This is a genomic window from Mycobacterium sp. 1245111.1 (assembly GCF_001673405.1).
GTDB lineage: Bacteria > Actinomycetota > Actinomycetes > Mycobacteriales > Mycobacteriaceae > Mycobacterium.
The window spans coordinates 15,011-33,851 of sequence record NZ_LZLV01000092.1 but is presented as its reverse complement, the minus strand read 5'-3'; the positions used below and the strand labels follow the sequence as shown (position 1 = coordinate 33,851).

Sequence of the window (18,841 nt, the reverse complement as noted above, 5' to 3'; positions counted from 1 at the left end):
ACGAGTTCTAGGTCACGAGCTGATTGGTCATCAACCAGTTGGTGTGCAGTCACGGGCTTATCGACGAGAACGTCGACACCGCGGCTTGCCGCCCAGCGCAGGTAGGCAGCGTGAGCACGCGGATGTGTTGCGACGACTAACCCATCGAGTCGATTTGCATCTACGAGCCGGTCTAACGAACTACTGACCTCTAGTGGCAACTGCTCGTTGTATGAAGCTTCGTCTGGACACCAGATGAAGCGTGTGTACCCGGGATGACCCGCAACAGCGGCGCGCGCGTCATCCTCTCGGCTGCGAAGCTCGACGACGGCTGCGAGCTGAATTGTGGCGTCTTCAGCAAATAACGGAAGGTGGTTATTCTTAGCGTGAGGCCCGATACCCGCCAACGCGATGTATCGACGTGACTCACGCACAGATGAATCCCGGCTTCAGGCCGCCCACAACGCCCGATAAGGGGCGCAGGATTGAGAGTGCGAGTTCCGCACCGCTGGCGCGAAGTAATGGCAGCAGCCGCCCATCCTCCACCAAGTTGTCTCATTCCAATGTTGGCCATCTAGCGTCAGCCGTGGGACTAACCTCGGCTTTCAGGGTTTCGAGAAAGCCGCGGAATTCTGCGCATACCAAGTTCTTCCGGTATTTTACGCCATACTTCACGTCTCGTTAGGTTGAATTTGTCCGCCTGCCCGCATCAGAATCCGTCGAATCGCAGCGTGATTAAGCCTGCGAATCACCAGCGGTAAGGCCAGTCAGTAGCGCGGCAAGGCGGTGACTCACTGGGATTCCGACCCGAAAGGCTTCCGAACGCCGACTGATTCCCGCTGTCCCTGGCCGACGCACCGACGGCACGTCAGCTGAAATCGCTTCGAACAACTCGTGGGTCGATTCCATGAACTGAGAGTGGTCGGCAGTCCGGCTGAGGTCGATGGCGACGAGTAGGTCTCCTTTCGCCGGTGGCGCAGTTAGCCAGCGCGTGCCAGTCACCTCATGGTTGGCCGGGGCACCGATTACCGGCCCAGCGAGCAGCGAGACGAGCAACGTGATCCAGGTCCCCCTCAGCCCGCCGCCCAGGGGGAGGATCCCTCCTCTCAGCGCGGCACTGGCGTCCACTGTGGGTTTACCGTGTTCGTCAACAGCCACTCCTGGTGCCAAGGGCAGGTCGCCAGATGCGTGCGCAAGGAGTTGGCTGCGAGTGCTTGAGACGGTCGCGAAGTCTGCACAAACAGGTCCGTCCGAGGTGGTGAATGCATACGCGACAGGATTGGTTCCGAGAAGTGCTGTGCGTCCGCCGGGGATGATCGCAGCAGGCTCGGTCGAACTCATCACAACTCCGAACAAACCATCCGACGCCAAGGCTTCTGCCCATGGACCAAGGACACCGATATGTCCGGCATTGACGACGCCGACCATCCCAATGCCGCAATGCTTGGCGTGCCGTCGCGCGCGAACGACTGCCTCGTCCATCGCCGGGGCACCAAGCCCGTGGTCGGCGTCCATCACTGAAAAGGCAACACCCTCACGGACGATCGTGCGATTGGGATTGGCGTTGATCGTTCCACCGCGTAGGCCATCGAGCATGTCCAAGACACGCTCGACCCCGTGCCCAAGATAGCCACGTGCGGTGCCTTCAACCATGTGTTCGGCAGCAATTCTGGCATCTCGTTCGATAATGCCCTGCGCCAGGAGTGCACGCGCGAGACCTTCGGTCACCATCTCTAATGGAAAACGGGGGGGCCCTCCCGCGCTGCTCATGCGATCCGGTCGTCGACCACGTTCACACGGCCTCGCCCGCTTTCACCGCGGTCGGGTAACTGCGTCGATGTGAACGGGTCGGTCGGTTGTAGCGCGAGAATCTCATCGATCGAGCACAGTGCGGTGCGGCAATCGGCCAGTCGGTCGGCGTCGCGCGATTCTCGTAAGAACGACCGCATCGCCAGAACCGCTGCCCGCAAAATCTGATTTGCATAAATTACGCCGGCTATCCCCCGCTGAGATGCCTCGCGAATGGACAGTTGCGGGTACGTCGTAGGAATGACGATCACCGGCAGCGCGAGGGACAGTTCGTCCACAAAGTCGAAGACCTCACCGCAATCGTCTGATGCCGAGTGAATGATCAAGGCGTCTGCTCCGGCTTCTGCGTAGCAGCGCGCACGTTCTAGCGCGGATTGAAGACTTTCACCAGCGACCAGCGATTCCAGTCTGGCAACGATAGCCATGTCGCTGTTCTGACGACCCAGCGTCGCCGCGCGAAGCTTTTCGGCGAACACCGTGGGCGATTCGAGAGCGTGTCCGGTGGTGCAGACCAGGCTGTTGACGCGAGGCGATTTCTTATCCTCGATGCACATCCCCGCCACTCCTGTACGCGCGAGGCTGCGTGCTACGTACGGGATGGAATCGATACCTCCGAACCCGGTATTGCAGTCAGCCAAGACAGGCAATGACGTCGATGCGCATATCGACCGAACTGAGTTGGCGTAGGCGTCGTGACTGACGACATCGGTATCTGGCAGACCGAGGGCGGTCGCAATGCACAAGCCACTGGCCCAGATGGCATCAAATCCAGCATCCTCAGCGAGCAGGGTGCTAATGGCGTCGTAAGCCCCCGCAAACCTCGCGATCGGCCCATGTTCTAATCGAGCCCGGAGATTTGGCACGTTGTATATGTCCCCTTAGCTGTTCAGTCGCACTCCGACATAATCGGACCGAGATCAAGCTCGAGTCCTTCGCTGAGAGCATTTTGCGCCGGACACTGCCCGTTCTTCGATCCGTATCGAAAACTGGAGTAGGTGGTTGGCTCGGTCCATGCCGACACAAAGTCGAAATTGGGATCACTAAGATTCCCTAGGATCCACGACTCGTCGTTAGGCGCGCCAACAAGATACGTGCACGGATAAACGTCTCCATTCGTGCTGATGTACCCGGTAGCATCGCCACACGTGCACGTGATGGTGTGAGCGTTGGCACCTTGCGGGAAATCCGATTCGGGAACATAGACCGGTTCAGGCAAACCAAGACGCGTCGCCCGACCGACACTGCGGCTGAGCAACTGTAACTGAATCTCGCGTACCCGCTCGCGAGACCAAACGAGCAAATCCTGATGCTCGCGCGCTGTGCCTGCAGCAAACATCGGCTTCACGTGAAATGACTCTGCGCCGCTGTCGGAGACAAAGTCGTAGCACGGCACGACCTGCTCGGCGTTGCTTTCTGTCATAGTCATTCGCGCCTGTACGGCGACGCCGTGCGATACCGCGTCTTCGAGAAATGTCACCGCCCGACGCATGGCGCCTTTTCGGCCTCTGAACCTGTCGACAGCCTCAGCATCCACGCCGTCAAGGCTTAGCTGAATCGTAAGAAGTCGGAGGTCGTCTCCACAAAGGTCGGCGATCTTATTCATCTCGACCTGACCAGAACCACTCGTGTTCAGCTGTACCTTGAGCCCCCGGTCAAGAGCGTGCCTCAGTACTGCGGCGGTGCGCGGCCACACCACATTCAGCAGCGCTTCTCCTCCCGTGATCGATACTTTCTCAAGACCACATTCGGCGATGAGCTGGTCGATGAAAGATACAATCTTGTCCACCGCGAGCTCTGTCGGCTCAAGTGTCTTCCGATATTCGACCCGGTTCATCTCTGGGACATAGCAGTGTTGGCAGCGCAAGTTGCAGTAGTACGACACCGCTATGCGCATGTGCCGCAACGGCAAAGGCTTTGTCGGTACTGGCGCCGGATTAGTATCCACCTCGACCATGACTCCTTGTCTAAATGCTCAAGCGTCGAACGAAACCGGTATGGCCTAGCCAGCGGATGTTTCAATGGGCCCGGCCCGCTTACGCGCTGCTAGCGTTCACATTCCGGTTCGCGGCGAGGCTAAAGTTGAATTGCATATCCAGGCGTCCACTTCAGTCCGGCCATCGGAGTCCTCCTCGTCAGTCGCGCGATTCACGACTGACTCCGGTAGTGTGGCACACCAATCCTGCTGAACTCGTCATTTCAGACCAAAATCAATGCCGATAACCCCGCAGTCCTCATTGGGTCAAGCGGGCCAAGCGGTTCCAGACATCCAACCCGCGCAGCCCAACGTGCGGTGCTCGCCAATCCGTCGGGTATTCGCTGTCGTGACGTCATGCTGGGGGTCGTGACAGCTGTCTATGCCCACGAATATGTCGCTGAATATTTCGAACGCTTACTTCCCAGCGAGTATCGGTCAACGGATTGGTAACGATGTCAGGATTCATGTCTACCGTCACGCTGCGCACCTTTCTCTGAACAATTACCAAATTCTTCAAGTCGACGTCATGCTGACTACGGTCGCCAACGGCCTTGCGAAATTCAGAGTTTCGCCTTGCTTAGCATGATCGGACTGTTTGTGACCTGCTCACCGTCAACCGTCTGCTCGTCGCGATGTCCGCTCTGCAAGTGCGGCGACGAGATGGTCGAGGTCGCCAGCTAAATCGGCTAGCGCACACCCTCTTTCGCGTAGACGACCCGCAGTACGTGCCCGACTTCGGGCCCCATGACCAATTCGGCCAAGGTGCACAGCGTCGTGACGTACTGCGAACCGTGCGCCGGTTGCTCGTCGCAGAGGTGGTGCGCGATCTCGTGTAGCACGACCAGTTCGCGCAGCGCCCAGTCGGCGTCGCGATCGTCGGGCACCGCGATAACCCCTGTGCCGTCCTGGTTTTCGTAGTGCGCTGCGGTCGCGGCTCGACGGGCCCGCACCCGCAGCGGCGCCACCCTTGGCCACTCCCGCCGCACCGCCGGCAGCGCCAGCACGTCGTCGACGTAACGCTGCACCCCACTCAGCGACCCGAACTTCGCCTCCGGCGGCAGGGTCAGCTGCGTGCCGAAGAACTCCACACTGGAGCCGTGTTCGGCGGCGCGGTCGAACAGCGTCCGCACGAATTCCTCGGCCGCATAGACCTTGGAGCGTTGCGCGTCGCGCTCGGCGTTCACCGTTCCAGCGCGGTCCGTGCGCCGGACAACTCTGGGCCGCTTCCCAGGCGCGCCCGCTTACCCGCGCGGTCCCCCGCCCGTCGCGCGGCCGAGGAATATCCGGCGGTGGCCCGGCTGGCCTGCCACGTGCCACGGGCCTTCGACGCGGTCTTGTAGTAGTCGCGAAGCTCTAATTCTTTGTTCCTCAAAGCAATTGCAGTTCCCGGCGGGCGGCGCTTGTCCTTCTTGGCTTCCCGTTGGGTCTGCTCGCGGGCCTCGCTCAGCCGCTGACCGACCCGCGCGCCGAACGCCAGCTGGAAGTTCAGCCGGGCGGTGATCGTCGGGGTCGGCCGGTGTTCACCGGACGAGATGTAGCCATCGGACGCGCGGACCATCTGCACGACCAGGCTGGCGTACAGCGCATGGGTGGCATCGATGTCCTCGGCGAACCCGTAGGCATAGACGAACGTCGAGTTCGACGCGATGTCGCAGCGCACGTCGTTGGCGGCCGCGATCACCACGAACAACTGGACGTAGGTCCGCAGGCCCCGGGTGCCGGCGTTGCCGATGGTGATCGTGCGTTGCACCGGCGTCTGCACCGGTGTGCGCTTGTCGGCGTGCGACCGCGCGACGGCCAGGTCGATGGACGTCGCAGTGGCCAGCCGTTGCGCGGCCGACATGAACGCCTCGGCCTCGTGCGCGTTATCGGTGCCCTCGGCCTGACGCAACAGCGCGGCGATCCGCGCCAGCATCTTGTCGTCACTCATTTAGCGCCGCTCCTCCCCATCGCTGCGCTCTGCATCGTCGCCGGCGCGCACGAGACCAACCTAGGCGAACCCGGTGACGTTGCGCCGCAGCCATTCACAGTCGCGCGTTGATCCACGACACCACGTCGTCGAGCACCTGCTCTTGCTCCGGCTCGTTGAACACCTCGTGATACAGGCCCGGGTAGATCTTCAGCTCGACGTCACTACTGCCCACCGCGTCGACCAGTCGCCGGCTGCCCTCGACGGGGATCAGCCGGTCCTCAGAGCCGTGCACGACCAGCAGCGGCACGGTCAGCGAGGGCGCCCGCTGCGGCATCGTCTCGCCGACCAGCAGCAACGCGCGGGCCACGCCGCCGGGGATCTTGCCGTGGTAGACCAGCGGGTCGGCGTTGTACGCGTCCACCACAGCCTGGTCGCGGGACACCGCGCTGGAGTCGAGGGCTTGCAACGGCAGGCCGGGCGCGATCCTCCCCATCGTCTTGGCGACCCAGCCCAGCAGCGGCGAGACCGCGAGCTGAGCCGCGACGGCCGGGCCCGACAGCACCATCAGGTGGTAGTCGTCGGGGTGCTCCACGCCGTAGGCGAACACGATGCCGCCGCCCATGCTGTGGCCGAGCACGATGCGGGTGAGCCCGGGGTGTTCCTTGGCGGCGATGCCGACCAAGGTGGCGAAGTCGTCGGTGTACTCGGAGATATCCCTGACGAACACCCGCTTGCCGGCTGAGCGGCCGTGGCCGCGGTGGTCGAGGGCGTAGGTGATCAGGCCTTCGCGGCCGAACCGGGCGACCACGTGGTCGTAGCGGCGGGCGTGCTCGCCCAGCCCGTGCGCGAGGATCACCACCCCACGCGGCGTGGTGTCCGGGGTCCAGACGTCGTAGACGATGCGCACGTCGTCGACGCCGTCGAAGGCATGTTCGGCATGCGTGAGTGTCATCAGGGGCAGCGTAGCCCGATCGCCCGCGGACCCCGTGTCGGAGACGGTCCGTAAGCTCGGTCGCGTGAGCGTGCTCGCCCGGGAATTAGCCGACGACGGCCAGACGGATTTCACCAAGACGGCCGAGCCCTACCGGCGCGAACTGCTCGCGCACTGCTATCGCATGACCGGCTCGCTGCACGACGCCGAGGACCTGGTGCAGGAGACGCTGCTGCGCGCCTGGAAGGCCTACGACCGCTTCGAGGGCAAGTCCTCGGTACGCACCTGGCTACACCGGATCGCCACCAACACGTGCCTGACCGCGCTGGAGGGTCGACAGCGCCGGCCACTGCCGACCGGATTAGGCGCGCCGAGCGCGGACCCCACCGCGGAGTTGGTCGAGAGCGCCGAGGTGCCGTGGCTCGAGCCGCTGCCGGACCCGGCCGAGATCGTCGGCTCGCGCGAATCGGTCCGGTTGGCGTTCGTCGCGGCCCTGCAGCACCTGTCGGCCCGGCAGCGGGCGGTGTTGTTGCTGCGCGACGTGTTGCAGTGGAAGGCCGCCGAAGTGGCCGACGCCATCGGTGCCAGCACGGCAGCGGTCAACAGCCTGCTGCAGCGGGCCCGCGCACAACTCGACGCCGTCGGGCCGAGCGGCGACGACCGGTTGGCCGCGCCCGATTCGACGGCCGCGCAGGAGCAGTTGCGCCGCTACATCGCCGCGTTCGAGGCCTACGACATCGAGCGTCTGGTGGACATTTTCACCACCGAGGCGATCTGGGAGATGCCGCCGTTCACCGGCTGGTATCAGGGACCGCAGGCCATCATCACGCTGATTCACCAGCAGTGCCCCGCCGAGCTGCCGGGCGACATGCGGTTGCTTCCGCTGACCGCCAACGGCCAGCCCGCCGCGGCGATGTACATGCGAAGTGGCGACGGCCACGTGCCGTTCCAGCTTCATGTGCTGGACGTGACCGACCACGGCGTCACCCGGGTGGTGGCCTTCCTCGACACCGCACTGTTCGCGAAATTCGGCCTGCCTGAGCGACTTTAGAAGCGCCCCTGGAACAGGCGGCTGTCCGGCGGCGGGCCCGTCACCGCTCCGACCAGTCCTACGCCGGTGACCAGCGGCAGGTCCAGCGCCGACAGCAGTCCCGGCCGCGCCTGGCAGACCGCCGGGATCGCGTTGACCATCCGCGACGCGCCGGCATCCGCGCGCCGAGGTCATGGTCGTGGTCGTCGGCCATCTCGAACTCACACCGCATGGTCGGCGAGCCCTCGATCTCGACGCGGTAGAGCCCGCGACCCGACGCCGCCCCGTAGCCGAGGTCGCGCGGGGGGATCGAGATGTGCGGCTGCGGCCAGTCCGGTGCCAGATCGTCGCGCATCCGCGTCACGTGGTCGATCACGAAAGTTGGCTTACCGCCGACATATCCGGTCAACGTCGAGCGCATCGCCCCGACCGTGCCCACCTCGATGCGTCCGGTGGGCGTGTCGAACGACTCATCGGCGACCAACCGCTCGACGTTCTCCTCGATGTTGTCGACCTTCACGCCCAGCCCCGCGGCGAGTTGGTGCACCACCGGCCCCCAGCCGAACGTGAACATCCCCGGCGCCGCGGCGAACGCCACGAACTCCGGCGGCTTGCCGAATCCCAGAATCTCGTAGACCGCGTCCTTGTCGGGATAGGTCGCGTAGTTGAACATCTCGGTGATCCGGATCGACTCGATCACCCGTGACACACCGGTAAGCGCCAGCGGCAGAACATCATTGGCGAACCCGGAGTCGATGCCGGTGGTGAAGAACGACGCGCCGCCGGCCGCCGCCGCCTCCCGCAGCGGCGCGGTGAATCCCGCGTCCACGCCGTCGGGGTACACCAGCGGCACCACCGAACACGACACCACGTTCTTGCCGGCCCGCAGGATCGACACCATGTCCTCGATCGCCTCGGCCGGACGCAGGTTGGCCGCCGCGGCGTACACCACGACGTCGGCATCGCCGGCCAACAGCGCCGCGGGATCCTGCGTGGCGATCACGCCCGTCTCCGCGGCGCCGCACAACTCCCCCGCGTCGCGGCCGGCCTTGGCGTCGCTGTGCACGACCAGGTCGACCAGTTGCAGATGCGGGTGATCGATCACCCCACGCAGGGCGATCAACCCCATCGACCCGGGCCCCCACACGCCGACCTTGTACACGATGTCTCCTAATATTAGGAATCAGCAAATCATATTTCGGACGCATGGTAAGAAGGTCGCGATGGATTCGTCAACAGCGACGCCGCCGGCCAAGTCGCCGCCCACCGGCCGCGTGATGGATGTGCTTGCGGCGCTGGCAGATTCGCCCGCCGGCCGCACCTCGGCCGAGCTGGCCAAGCGCTGCGGCATCAGCACGTCGACCTGCGCGCTGGTGCTGGCCGAGCTCGAAGCGCGTAGCTGGGTGACCCGACGCGACGACCGCCGCTACACGCTGGGCAGCGGGCTGTTCGGACTGGTGCACGGCCTGCGCGCACAGTTCCCGCTGCTGGACCGGGGCCGCGACGCGCTCACGTTCCTGCATGGCGCGCTCGGGGCCGGCTGTTCGATGTCCAAAATCGGCCAGACACACCTGACCACCGTCGACGCCGTCGGCCACGGCACCGACGGTGAGCACGCTGTCGGGCAGCGCTTCCCGATAGGCCCGCCGTTCGGCCTGGTAGCGATGGCCTGGCGCGACGAGGAGACCATCGACGGCTGGCTGCGACAGGTGAAACCACGGCTGACCGACGCCGACATCGCCGGACATCGCCAGGTGCTCGCCGAGATTCGCGACCGTGGCTACGGCGCCTGGCGATTCGACGCCGCCCATAACTCGCTGCACGACCGACTGTCCACGGTGCTCGCCTCGCTGGAACCAACCGCGCAGGTGACGCGCGAACTCAACACCCTGATGACCATTGTGACGCTGCAATCGGTAACCAGCTCACTCGAAACGGACCTGGCATCAACCGAATTCGTGGTGCTACCGATCTTTGGACGAGACGGCCAGCCGGAGTACCAGATCGAGATCCACCTGGGCGGCCGCAGTGCACTGGCGCTGCCGGATCTCGAGGCCGCCCTCCAGCATGCCCAGGCGCTGCTTCGACCCGGGGTAGCGTGACAACGTGCCTGCCACTGTCGACATCCAACGCGCCGCCGACCGGGCGGCCACCACCACGTCGTGGTTGAACTCGCGGCATTCGTTCTCCTTCGGCGATCACTACGACCCGGGCAACACCCACCACGGCGTGCTGCTGGTCAGCAACGACGACATCGTCGCGCCCGGTGGAGGTTTCGATACTCACCCGCATCGCGACATGGAGATCGTCACCTGGGTGCTCGACGGATCGCTGGCGCACCGCGACTCGGCGGGCAACGCGGGAGTGATCTATCCCGGTTTGGCGCAACGGATGTCGGCCGGCTCGGGAATCACGCACTCCGAGAAGAACGCATCGGACACCGAACCGGTTCGCTTCGTGCAGATGTGGGTGCAGCCCGACGTGGCCGGAATCGATCCCGGCTACCAGCAGCAGGCCGTCGCGGACGACGAGCTGAACGGCCGGCTGGCCACGATCGCCTCGGGGATTCCGGGCCGCGACGCCGCGATCAGCATCCACAACCGGTCGGCGGCGCTGCACGTCGCGCGGCTACAACCCGGCGATGCGGTGGCGCTTCCGGCCGCGCCGTATCTGCACCTATACATCGCCCGCGGGCAGGTGGCGTTCGGGCAGACCGAGCTCAGCCAAGGCGATGCGGTCCGGCTCACCGCCTCGAACGGCGTCGTTACCGCCCGGAAGCCCGCGGAATTGCTCGTCTGGGAGATGCACGCAGCCCTCGGCGACTAGGGTGGGCGCGGATGAACAGGAGCCGACGTGTCTGAACCGCAAGCCCGTCACGCATCGCCTGATGTTGCGTACAGCGATGACGACTCCGCCATCTACCGGATAACCAAGCCGAAATCGACTCGCACCGTGCGGTTTTGGACTCTTCCGATTCTTGTCACGCTGGTGTTGCTTTCGGCACTGTCCGTGTTCTACCTGGGCGGAATCCTGCAGCCGATGACCAATCTGCGGCATTTCCCGGTCGCAATTACCAACGAAGATGCCGGGCCGACGGGCGCACAGGTCGTCAAGGGGATGCTGGCGGGGTTCGACCACGATGCCTACGACGTGCGGGTGCTCAGCCCCGAACAGGCCAGGAAACAGCTGGACACCGGGCAGATCTACGGCATCGCCGTCATACCGCCCAACTTCTCGTCCAAGCTGCAGGCCTACGCGAAAAGCGCGCTGACGCCCGGCCGGGTCGAGCGAGCGGTCATCGTCGTCTCGACGAATCCGCGGGCGGGGACCCTGGGTGCCAGCATCGCCGGCCAGAGCCTGCAGCGCGAGGTCGCCGTGATCGACCAGCGCGTCGGCCAACGCCTTTCGCAAGAGGTCGCCGAGCAAACCGGTAAGAAGCCCGAGCCCGGAGCCGTGGCGCTGATGCTGGCCAACCCCGTCGAGGTCAAGTCGACGGTGCACAATGCGTTGCCGGACGGCACTGGAAATGGGTTGTCCGCCTTCTACTATTCGCTGTTGCTGCTGCTTGCCGGCTTCGTCGGGAGCGTCGTCGTCAGCATGGTAGTGAATTCGATGGTTGGCATAGCGCCGACTGAATTCCTCCCGGTCACCCGGCCGGCCGAGAACGTTTCACGCTTCCGCATCCTGGTGTTCAAGTGGGCGATGATCGCCGTCGTGGCGCTGCTGGCGTCGGCCGCCTACATCCTGATCGGCGCCAAGTTGGGCATGCCCGTCCAAAACGCGCTGGCGCTATGGCTTTTCGGCTCCTTCGCAATCCTGGCCGTAGGTGTTGTGTCGACGTCGCTGATTGCGGCCATGGGCGCAATCGGGGTTTTGGTCGGCGTGTTCGTGTTCGTCATCCTCGGTATTCCGGCGGCGGGCGCTACGGTGCCGCTGGAGGCCACCCCGGCGTGGTTCGAATGGCTGGCGACTTTTGAACCGCTGCACCAAGTATTCGTCGGCGCACGGTCATTGCTGTATCTCGGCGGTCTCGCCGACGCCGGCCTGTCCCAATCACTGGAATGGTCCGCCGGTGGTTTGGTGATCGGTGTGCTGTTCGGCGCCGTCGTCACCCGACTCTACGACCGGCGCGATCGATCGCAACCGGTCCCGGCTGCCGAAGCCCCGGCCGGCCCGGTCGCCGATCCCGCCGAGGTTGCGCACCCGCAGGACTAAACGTCCAGCGGCCGAACGTCATTGGACTGCGGCTGATCCGTCACTCCGCTGTTATGCATGTTGCTGTGTAATACCTGAGTAATGACGTTCGGGCCGAAGGGGCAACCGTGCCACACCTCGCTGCCGCCTTCCGGCGTGCCGCAGCCTGCCTCGCCAGCGGCGCACTGTGCCTGACCCTGGCGACCAGCACGGGCCAGCCGGTCGCCCGCGCCGAAGCCCGCGAACTGCTGGCCGCCGCCATCGCGAATACCCAAGGCTCGTACCTGGTTTACAACTTCGGCGGCGGCCATCCGGCGCCGATGCTTAATGCCGGCGGCAACTGGTACGACGGGGGCGGTGGCGGCCACCTGATGATCATCAAGGCCGCGTCGCAACGGCTCGAGCCGCATCTGCTGGTGGACAGCCATCAGGGTTACCAGTCGCGGTGTGAACGCAATCCGCATGCCCGGACCAGCGACGGGCTGATGCAGGCCTCGGAAACCTATGCCCCGGTGCAGGCGTGGCAGGTGCTGGGCAAGCCGACGATCGCTATCAACGCGAATTTCTTCGACATCCGCGGCCAGAAAGGCGGCTCGTGGCGATCGACGGGATGCAGCTCGCCGCTGGGCACCTACGTCGATAACACCCGCGGGCAGGGCCGGGCCAATCAGGCGGTCACCGGCACCATCCCCTATGCCGGTAAGCAGGGCTTGTCCGGTGGCAACGAGAACTGGAGTGCGCTGGCCACCATGGTGTTACCCAAACACGGCGCCCCATCGGTGTTGTGGCCGCGGGGCGGTCGCGACGGACACGACTACGATGCTGCCACCCAGGTGGTCACCGGCCTGGTCGAACGGGGCGATCCGTTCGTTGCGGTGAGCGGGTTGGGATTGCTGTCACCGGGAAACACCGGTCAGCTCAACGACGGTGGCCCGAGCGCGGCCCGTACCGCGCTGGCGTACTCCAAGCCGCGCGACGAGATGTATGTCTTCCAGGGCGGTAGCTATACACCGGACAACATCCAGGACCTGTTCCGCGGCCTCGGCAGCGACACCGCGGTACTGCTCGACGGTGGCGGCTCGTCGGCTATCGTGCTGCGCCGCGACACCGGCGGCATGTGGGCCGGCGCCGGTGTGCCCAAAGGCAATTGCGACACCTACGAGGTGCTGTGCGACGCGCACGAGCGATCGCTGCCGGGCTGGCTGGCGTTCAACTAGAGTGTCCAGCCGCTGACTGTGCACGTTGTGGGTGTGAAAACGTCATTTCCACGAACAGAAACTGCACAATCGGCGCCGTACAGACTTACGACGCTAGAACTTCGGCGTCAGGTCCAGCGAGGTGATCGTGGTCATCTTGGTAACCAGCCAGCGCGTGTGGTCCCGTTGCAGGACAAGGCGATAGGACAGGTACTTCAGTGACGGCACGTCCTTGGTGTTCGGACTCGTCGACGCCGTGTTGGTGTAGACGATCGCGGTCGCATCCGATCCGCTGAGCGACTCCACGGCCGCGCCGACCACCTGGGTGGTGTTGGTGATCTTCGCCTGCTTGTTGGGCGCGATCAGCGCGTCGAGGTATTTGCGGTAGGCCGCTTGGAAGTCGCCGCTGAGGTATTGCGATGCCCGATCGGCAAGCTTGTCGATGTTCTCCGGGGTGTAGGTCCACAACGTCGTGATCGCGTTGGCAGCGGTGCGGGCGACGTTCAGCTTGGTGGCCACGGTGGCGCGATCGGTCAGATAAGGCTGCATCATCGCTCCCGCGAATGCACCGGCGCCGACGAACAGCACGGCCGCCACCGCGGCGGCGATGACTGACCACTTGGTGGCCGGCCGCCGTTCCCGGAAGCGCACGACGCCCTGGTCGTCTTCGGTTGTCTCGTCGGCGTTTTCGCTGTCCTCCGACGCCTCAGCCGAAGGGGCATCAGCCGTCGGGGCATCCGAGCCATCCGCGTCGACGGGCGCGGCTTCGGTCTCAGCGGCGGCGTCGACGGCCGACGCTAAAGTCAGATCACCTGTTGCAGGCTGCTGATCTTCCACTGCTTACCTTCCCGCTGGGCCACGACCACCCAGCGATTTGTGCTCTCGATCTTTTCTTTTCCGTCCGGCGATTTCATCGAGATGTCAGTCGCCACCATCACGCTGGCGCTGCCATCGTCGTTCCATCGCTCGACGCCGGCCGCCAAGGTGGTGCCCTTGGTCGGCTCGGCCTGCGCGATCTGAACCAGGATCTCGTTGTGCTTGTCGTGGTATTGCTTGGCGAAATCGCCTGTCGCGTTGGCCATTACCCGGTCGTAGTAGGCGTTGGCGTGGAACGGGTCCAGCGTGGTGAACCCGGTCATGAAGGCCTTGACGTAGCCGAGCACGTCGACCTCTTGCATGGCATCCCGATGATGCGAGCGCTGATCGACCAAGACGAGCGACGACGCCGCGACGGCACCCGCGGTGAGCACCGTCGCGCCGGTTACCGCTGCGGGCATGGCCCAGCTCCGCGACGGCTTCCACCATTGCGCCTTCAGCGTCGGTCGCCACGGCAACCTCGACCACAGCGTCGGCTTCGGCACCTTCAACAGCGGCTCTTCGCCGGGCTGAATGCGTCTGCGGGGACTCATTTTTGGCCCTTCGGCGGAGCCGGAGCCGGCGGAGCGGGTACCGGGGCCTTGGGCGGGGCCGGCTTGGGCTTCGTCACGACGTCCAGGTTGTCGACCAGCCAGTGGCCGTCCTTGCCCTTGACGAACGAAACCCGAACTGTCGCAGTGATGAAACGTTCTTGGTCGCCGCCGCCGCGGTGGCCTTGCATGAACAGCAACATCGTCGCGCTGTTCCGGTTGGCCGACAGCACTGTTCTGTCAGTGACCCAGTATTCGTTGATCGCCGGGTGACCCTTTTGCACCGACTCCTGCTGCTTGACCAACTCCGGTCGATACTTGTCGGTGGTCAGCGACCGGGCCCGGGCGAAGTCCTGCTGCAACGATTTCGGGTCGTAGGTGAGCATTTGGGCCACGATCTTGGGCCCCTGCTCGTTGACCTCGCTGCGGGTCTTGTCGGCCGCCCGGTCCGGCAGGTAAATCGCGAACACGCTCACCGCTGCGCCGGCGACGCAAAGCGCCACGGCGACCGCGGCCGCGATCACCGTGTGCCGCTTGATGTTCGCGGGCCGCCGTGCGGGGTCGACGCAATGCACTTCGGTCCGCAGCAACAGGTCGGCGAACGTGCGTCGGCGCGAATCCCACAGCGGCCATAGCCATCCCACGAACACCGACAACGTGTCGAGCAGGTGCGCCAGCTCGCGCAGCATCAGCCGTCCCAGCCCGACGGCGGAACCGTCAGACTGCACGACCTCGATGCCGAGGAGCGCGCGGCCCAGGCTCCATCCGGCGTACGCCGGCAGGATCGCCCGGTTGGCCATCGTCGCCAGCGCTGCGGCCACGAGTATCGACAGCGACGCCCACCACCACAGGCTCTGCGGCGGCACGGCCAACCACACCAGCGCCATCGTCGCTACGACGAGAAGACCGGGCAGTACGTCGACGGCGAACGCGGCCGCGCGAATATGCCAGCCCGCCAACCCATTCGGCGCTGGTTCGTCAACCGCCGGTGCGACGTTACTGTCGGTGGCCTGCTCGACCAGCACCGTCACCTCGCCACCTGGTCGAGCTTGGAAATGCGGTACTTACCCTCTTCGCGCACCATCGTCACCCGCAAGCGGTAGCCGGCTTCCTGGTTCTGCGTCTCGGCATTGGACACCTTCACCCGCAACGGCACCAGGATCTCGACGGAGCCGTCGGGATTGTTGCGTTCGACCGCCGCCCGCAGATCGGACACCTCGACGTGGGCGTTGGCGGCTTGATAGGCCTCGACCAGCAGGCCGCTGTACAGGATCGCCTGCGACCGGAATGCGCCGGCGCCACACTCGACGATCTTCTGCGCACTGGAGGCCATCGCCCCGATATCGGGGGCCTGGGTGGCGCCGACGCAGTCCTTGGCCGCCTCCAGTGCGGCGGCGTCGTTGCGCGCGGTGGCCCGGCTGTCCTGGTGCCCGCGCAGGGCCAGGTAACCGCCGTAACCGACACCGCCGGCCAGCACGACCAGCGCCGCCGCGATGCCGATGAACCAGCGCCGGCCCAGGCGTGAGTCACCGCGCGGGTCGTCCTCGACTTCGGTGGCCGATTCGTCGTCAGCGTCCGATTCCTCCGCAGCGTCGGATTCCGTTGAATCCTCGGCATTTTCCTCAGCGGACAAATCGTCGGTTAGCGAATGTTCCAACGATGGATCATCCGTGTCGTTCGGGGTCAGCCGGCTGGCGCCAGCATCTCCTTCCATCCGTCATCTCCTGTGTTGCGTGAGTTGTTGACGGAGTACTTAGAACCGTCGGGGCCCGCTACCTCGCCACTCATCGGACTATAGACGGCCGCTGGCGGGCCGCCCGGAGTGTAGATGCAGGGGTTGGGTTGTTGCCCGTTGCACTGCACCGAACCCGAGCCGGGGCGTTGCAGAGGGTCGCTGATCGGCGGCGGCGTCAGGCCGCCCGGTGGGAGCCGGTTGGCCGGCAACGGGTTCAGGCCGTTGTTGACCGAGGGGGCCGGTATCACGTGACCGGGGTCCACTGGCTGGTCACACCGGGCGCCGGGAGCCGGACAGTTGCGGATCTGGTTCGGGTCCCCGTACCAGGGGTTGGTGCCCAGCGGCTCGTACGGCTTGTTACTGCGGCACTCCTGCGGCGACGGGGCCCGCTTGCCCGGCACGTCCATACACGGAATGTTGCGTACGCCGCGGACCGCGTTGGCCTGGAAGTCCTGCGGGATCCTGCAGTAGTTATCGTCGCGCGGGGCAGCGATGCTGGTGTCGGCGGGCGAGCGCCACTCGGACGCCGGACGGAATCCGGTGAGACACGGCGCCGGGTAGTTGATCGCAAATGTCAGGTCCAGCGCGGCCATCCGGTCCTTCTCATACGGCGCAGAGATCGCCTGGATGATCGATCCTAGCTGCGGCAAAAACACCAGCGTCTGCTCAAGACCGGGTTTGTAGCGCTTGAGCATGTCGATGACAATCTCGAGGTTGGCCAGGGTCTGCGGCAGCGCCTCCCGCACGCCGCTGAATACTGAGTTGACCTGGTCCGCGGTCGGGGCCGCTTGCGTCAGAACGCTTTTGATGTGCGAGTCCTGGCTGGCCGCCTCGCCGCCTAGGATGTTCAGGTTGTGCGCCCACCGTTCGATCGCGTTGCTCGACACCGACTGGCTGTCCAAGATCGGTGCGGAGTTCTGGACGATGTCGTCGATCTGGTTGATGTTGCCCTTGAAGTCGCCGACGATCGCCTGCGTGGAGTCGACCAGCCGCTGCAACGCCGGTCCCAGCCCGCCGACCGCTTCCGCGGTCTCGTCGAGCAGCTGACCGATCTTGTCCTTGGGCAGCACCGTCAACCCCTTGTTGGCGGTGTCCAGTGCCGGTCCGATCTCGCTGGGCACGGTGCCCTTTGTCATCGTCTGCCCGGGCGAGAAGAAGCCGTGCGCCTTGCCCTCCGACACCAGGTCCAGATACTGCTCGCCAACCGCGGACACCGAGTGCACGTTGGCCGACGCATCGAGCGGAATCTTGTACTGGCTGTCGATGCTCATCGTCGCCTCGGCGCCCTTTTTCGTCGGCTCGACGGCGGTCACCTTGCCGATAGTGATACCTCGGTACGTCACGTTCGACGTCGGGTACAACCCGCCCGAGGCCGGCAACTCGGCCTTGAGCTGGTACTGCCCGATACCGACCAGCGACGGGATGCGCAGGTAGTAGACGCCCAGCACCAGCAGTGCCACCGCGGTCAGGATACCGAAGATGACCAGCTGCCGCCGGATGAACTTGGTCAGCATTGCCGGTCCGCCCTTTCAACCAGAGGCCCACCGGGCGCGTCGAGCGGGTTCGGGGTGTAGCGCACGTCGGGGATCATCGTCGCGGGGTCGCGGCCGTACGACTGCTCCAGTGCGCGCAGTGCGCCGGAGAACCCGGTGCCGGTCAGGAACGCGTTGTCGACCGCCGATAACGTCGTGTCGATCTCGAGCGACGAGTTCATAAAGTCACCGCGGATCAGCTTCGGCACGGTGTCCAGGTCGAACGGCGCGGTGAAGATCAGCTTCAGTGCGCCCAGCAGGTATGGCGACGCCTTGCCCAGTTCCCTCAGTGGGCACTGCAGCGAGAGCAGGTTCTGATGCAGCGGTGCCCGCGCCTCGCCTAGATACTGCGCGGCGGCTTGGCTGAGCGCGCCCACCGACTGGACCGCGTCGATCAGGTGCTTGGTGTACTCCGGGCTCGCCAGATACTTGATCAGCGGCGGGAATTCGGTCAGCGCACGGTCGAGGGTCTGGTTTCTGGTGCCCACGTACTCCAGCAGCCGGTTCGTCGAGTCGATGGCGTGCGTGATGTCGTCGCTCTGCTCGTTGAGTTGGCGGGTGAACGTGTCCAGCTTGCCCAGGAACGCGCGGATCTGCGGCCCCCGACCGGTCAGGATCTTGTTGACTTCGTTCTGCAGCACTTCCAGGTTAGGCAGGCCTCCGCCGCGTACCACCAGCGCCAGGCTGGCCAGCGTCTGCTCGGTGCTCGGGTAGGACGACGAGTTCTTCAGCGGAATCGTGTCGCCGTTCTTGAGCATCTGCGGCGACGGGTCGCGCGGCGCGGCCAGCTCGATGTGCTGCGAACCCAGCAGGCTGGTCTGGCCGATCTTGGCGGTGGCGTTCTTCGGCAGCTTGACGTTCTTGTTCAGTCCGAGCGTCAAGGTCGCGACCCAGTTCTTCAGCTCGATCTTGCGGATCGAGCCGACGAAGACGTCGGCGACCATGACCTTGCTGTTGCCGTTGATGGCCAGGGTGTCGGGCATCTGCACGTACACCGTGTAGGCGCCGTCACCACCACCTGGACCACCGGGCAACCCGACGTTGGAAATACCTTTCCAGCCACAGGAACTCAAAACCATTGCGGCGACCAGCAATACGACGCCCTGCCAGATCCGGTGGCGGACTTTGCACATCATCACGCG

General features: G+C 64.8%; 17 protein-coding genes and 2 pseudogenes. 5 read left to right on the top strand and 14 right to left on the bottom strand.

Going from position 1 to position 18,841, the window contains the following annotated elements:
• Positions 1-53: 53 nt before the first annotated feature.
• From A5658_RS29365 to A5658_RS12715, 7 genes and pseudogenes are all read right to left on the bottom strand, one after another.
• Positions 54-413: pseudogene (locus A5658_RS29365) on the bottom strand (Gfo/Idh/MocA family oxidoreductase); the annotation flags it as partial.
• Between the two features lie 301 nt (positions 414-714).
• The gene (locus tag A5658_RS27530) at positions 715-1,707 is read right to left on the bottom strand and encodes an Ldh family oxidoreductase (RefSeq protein ID WP_197503110.1); all 993 of its coding nucleotides are present in this window, start codon (positions 1,705-1,707) and stop codon (positions 715-717) included.
• A gap of 38 nt (positions 1,708-1,745) precedes the next feature.
• The gene (locus tag A5658_RS12735; protein ID WP_197503109.1) at positions 1,746-2,651 is read right to left on the bottom strand and encodes an isocitrate lyase/phosphoenolpyruvate mutase family protein; all 906 of its coding nucleotides are present in this window, start codon (positions 2,649-2,651) and stop codon (positions 1,746-1,748) included.
• Between the two features lie 23 nt (positions 2,652-2,674).
• Positions 2,675-3,742: a radical SAM protein gene (locus A5658_RS12730; RefSeq protein WP_082993123.1), complete on the bottom strand. Its 1,068-nt coding sequence runs from the start codon at positions 3,740-3,742 to the stop codon at positions 2,675-2,677.
• A 707-nt stretch (positions 3,743-4,449) separates the two neighbouring features.
• Entirely contained in the window at positions 4,450-4,947 is a 498-nt protein-coding gene (locus A5658_RS12725; RefSeq protein ID WP_067335046.1) for a TIGR04338 family metallohydrolase, read from the bottom strand.
• Positions 4,944-5,693 carry a DUF2786 domain-containing protein gene (locus A5658_RS12720; RefSeq protein ID WP_067335035.1) on the bottom strand — a complete coding sequence of 250 codons (750 nt, stop codon included), beginning with the start codon at positions 5,691-5,693 and terminating at the stop codon, positions 4,944-4,946. The genes A5658_RS12725 and A5658_RS12720 overlap by 4 nt, the downstream gene beginning before the upstream one ends.
• Positions 5,694-5,787: 94 nt before the next feature.
• Complete coding sequence (locus A5658_RS12715; protein ID WP_067335031.1) at positions 5,788-6,627, bottom strand: alpha/beta hydrolase; 840 nt, start codon at positions 6,625-6,627, stop codon at positions 5,788-5,790.
• Here A5658_RS12715 and A5658_RS12710 point away from each other — a divergent pair.
• Entirely contained in the window at positions 6,575-7,657 is a 1,083-nt protein-coding gene (locus A5658_RS12710) for a sigma-70 family RNA polymerase sigma factor (protein ID WP_067335028.1), read from the top strand. The genes A5658_RS12715 and A5658_RS12710 overlap by 53 nt on opposite strands.
• Here A5658_RS12710 and A5658_RS12705 read toward each other — a convergent pair.
• Positions 7,654-8,798: pseudogene (locus A5658_RS12705) on the bottom strand (dihydrodipicolinate reductase). The gene A5658_RS12710 and the pseudogene A5658_RS12705 overlap by 4 nt on opposite strands.
• 61 nt (positions 8,799-8,859) lie before the next feature.
• On the opposite strand from A5658_RS12705, the gene A5658_RS12700 reads away from it, so the two are divergent.
• The 4 genes from A5658_RS12700 to A5658_RS12685 all read left to right on the top strand — a co-directional run bounded on the left by A5658_RS12700 (position 8,860) and on the right by A5658_RS12685 (position 13,047).
• Positions 8,860-9,738, top strand: a complete 879-nt coding sequence (locus A5658_RS12700) for a MarR family transcriptional regulator (RefSeq protein ID WP_067335024.1) — start codon at positions 8,860-8,862, stop codon at positions 9,736-9,738.
• 4 nt (positions 9,739-9,742) lie between these two features.
• The gene (locus A5658_RS12695) at positions 9,743-10,462 is read left to right on the top strand and encodes a pirin-like bicupin family protein (protein WP_067335021.1); all 720 of its coding nucleotides are present in this window, start codon (positions 9,743-9,745) and stop codon (positions 10,460-10,462) included.
• Positions 10,463-10,552: 90 nt separating this feature from the next.
• Complete coding sequence (locus A5658_RS12690; RefSeq protein ID WP_067335110.1) at positions 10,553-11,851, top strand: ABC transporter permease; 1,299 nt, start codon at positions 10,553-10,555, stop codon at positions 11,849-11,851.
• A gap of 74 nt (positions 11,852-11,925) precedes the next feature.
• On the top strand, positions 11,926-13,047 hold the full coding sequence (locus tag A5658_RS12685; RefSeq protein ID WP_067335017.1) for a phosphodiester glycosidase family protein: 1,122 nt from the start codon (positions 11,926-11,928) through the stop codon (positions 13,045-13,047).
• A gap of 93 nt (positions 13,048-13,140) precedes the next feature.
• Here the strand turns inward: A5658_RS12685 and A5658_RS12680 are convergent, their stop codons facing one another.
• From A5658_RS12680 to A5658_RS12655, 6 genes are read right to left on the bottom strand one after another with little or no spacing between them, the layout of a single operon-like run.
• A complete protein-coding gene (locus tag A5658_RS12680; protein ID WP_067335014.1) occupies positions 13,141-13,863 on the bottom strand; it encodes a mammalian cell entry protein in 723 nt (240 codons plus the stop codon).
• Positions 13,830-14,435 (bottom strand): mammalian cell entry protein, encoded by a 606-nt coding sequence (locus A5658_RS12675; RefSeq protein WP_067335011.1) that lies wholly within the window; start codon positions 14,433-14,435, stop codon positions 13,830-13,832. The genes A5658_RS12680 and A5658_RS12675 overlap by 34 nt, the downstream gene beginning before the upstream one ends.
• On the bottom strand, positions 14,432-15,463 hold the full coding sequence (locus A5658_RS12670; protein ID WP_067335008.1) for an RDD family protein: 1,032 nt from the start codon (positions 15,461-15,463) through the stop codon (positions 14,432-14,434). The genes A5658_RS12675 and A5658_RS12670 overlap by 4 nt, the downstream gene beginning before the upstream one ends.
• Positions 15,460-16,146 (bottom strand): Mce protein, encoded by a 687-nt coding sequence (locus A5658_RS12665; protein WP_067335004.1) that lies wholly within the window; start codon positions 16,144-16,146, stop codon positions 15,460-15,462. Before A5658_RS12665 ends, A5658_RS12670 begins: the two co-directional genes overlap by 4 nt.
• The gene (locus A5658_RS12660; RefSeq protein WP_067335001.1) at positions 16,116-17,681 is read right to left on the bottom strand and encodes an MCE family protein; all 1,566 of its coding nucleotides are present in this window, start codon (positions 17,679-17,681) and stop codon (positions 16,116-16,118) included. Before A5658_RS12660 ends, A5658_RS12665 begins: the two co-directional genes overlap by 31 nt.
• The gene (locus A5658_RS12655) at positions 17,675-18,832 is read right to left on the bottom strand and encodes a virulence factor Mce family protein (protein ID WP_067335104.1); all 1,158 of its coding nucleotides are present in this window, start codon (positions 18,830-18,832) and stop codon (positions 17,675-17,677) included. Before A5658_RS12655 ends, A5658_RS12660 begins: the two co-directional genes overlap by 7 nt.
• Between the last annotated feature and the right edge of the window lie 9 nt (positions 18,833-18,841).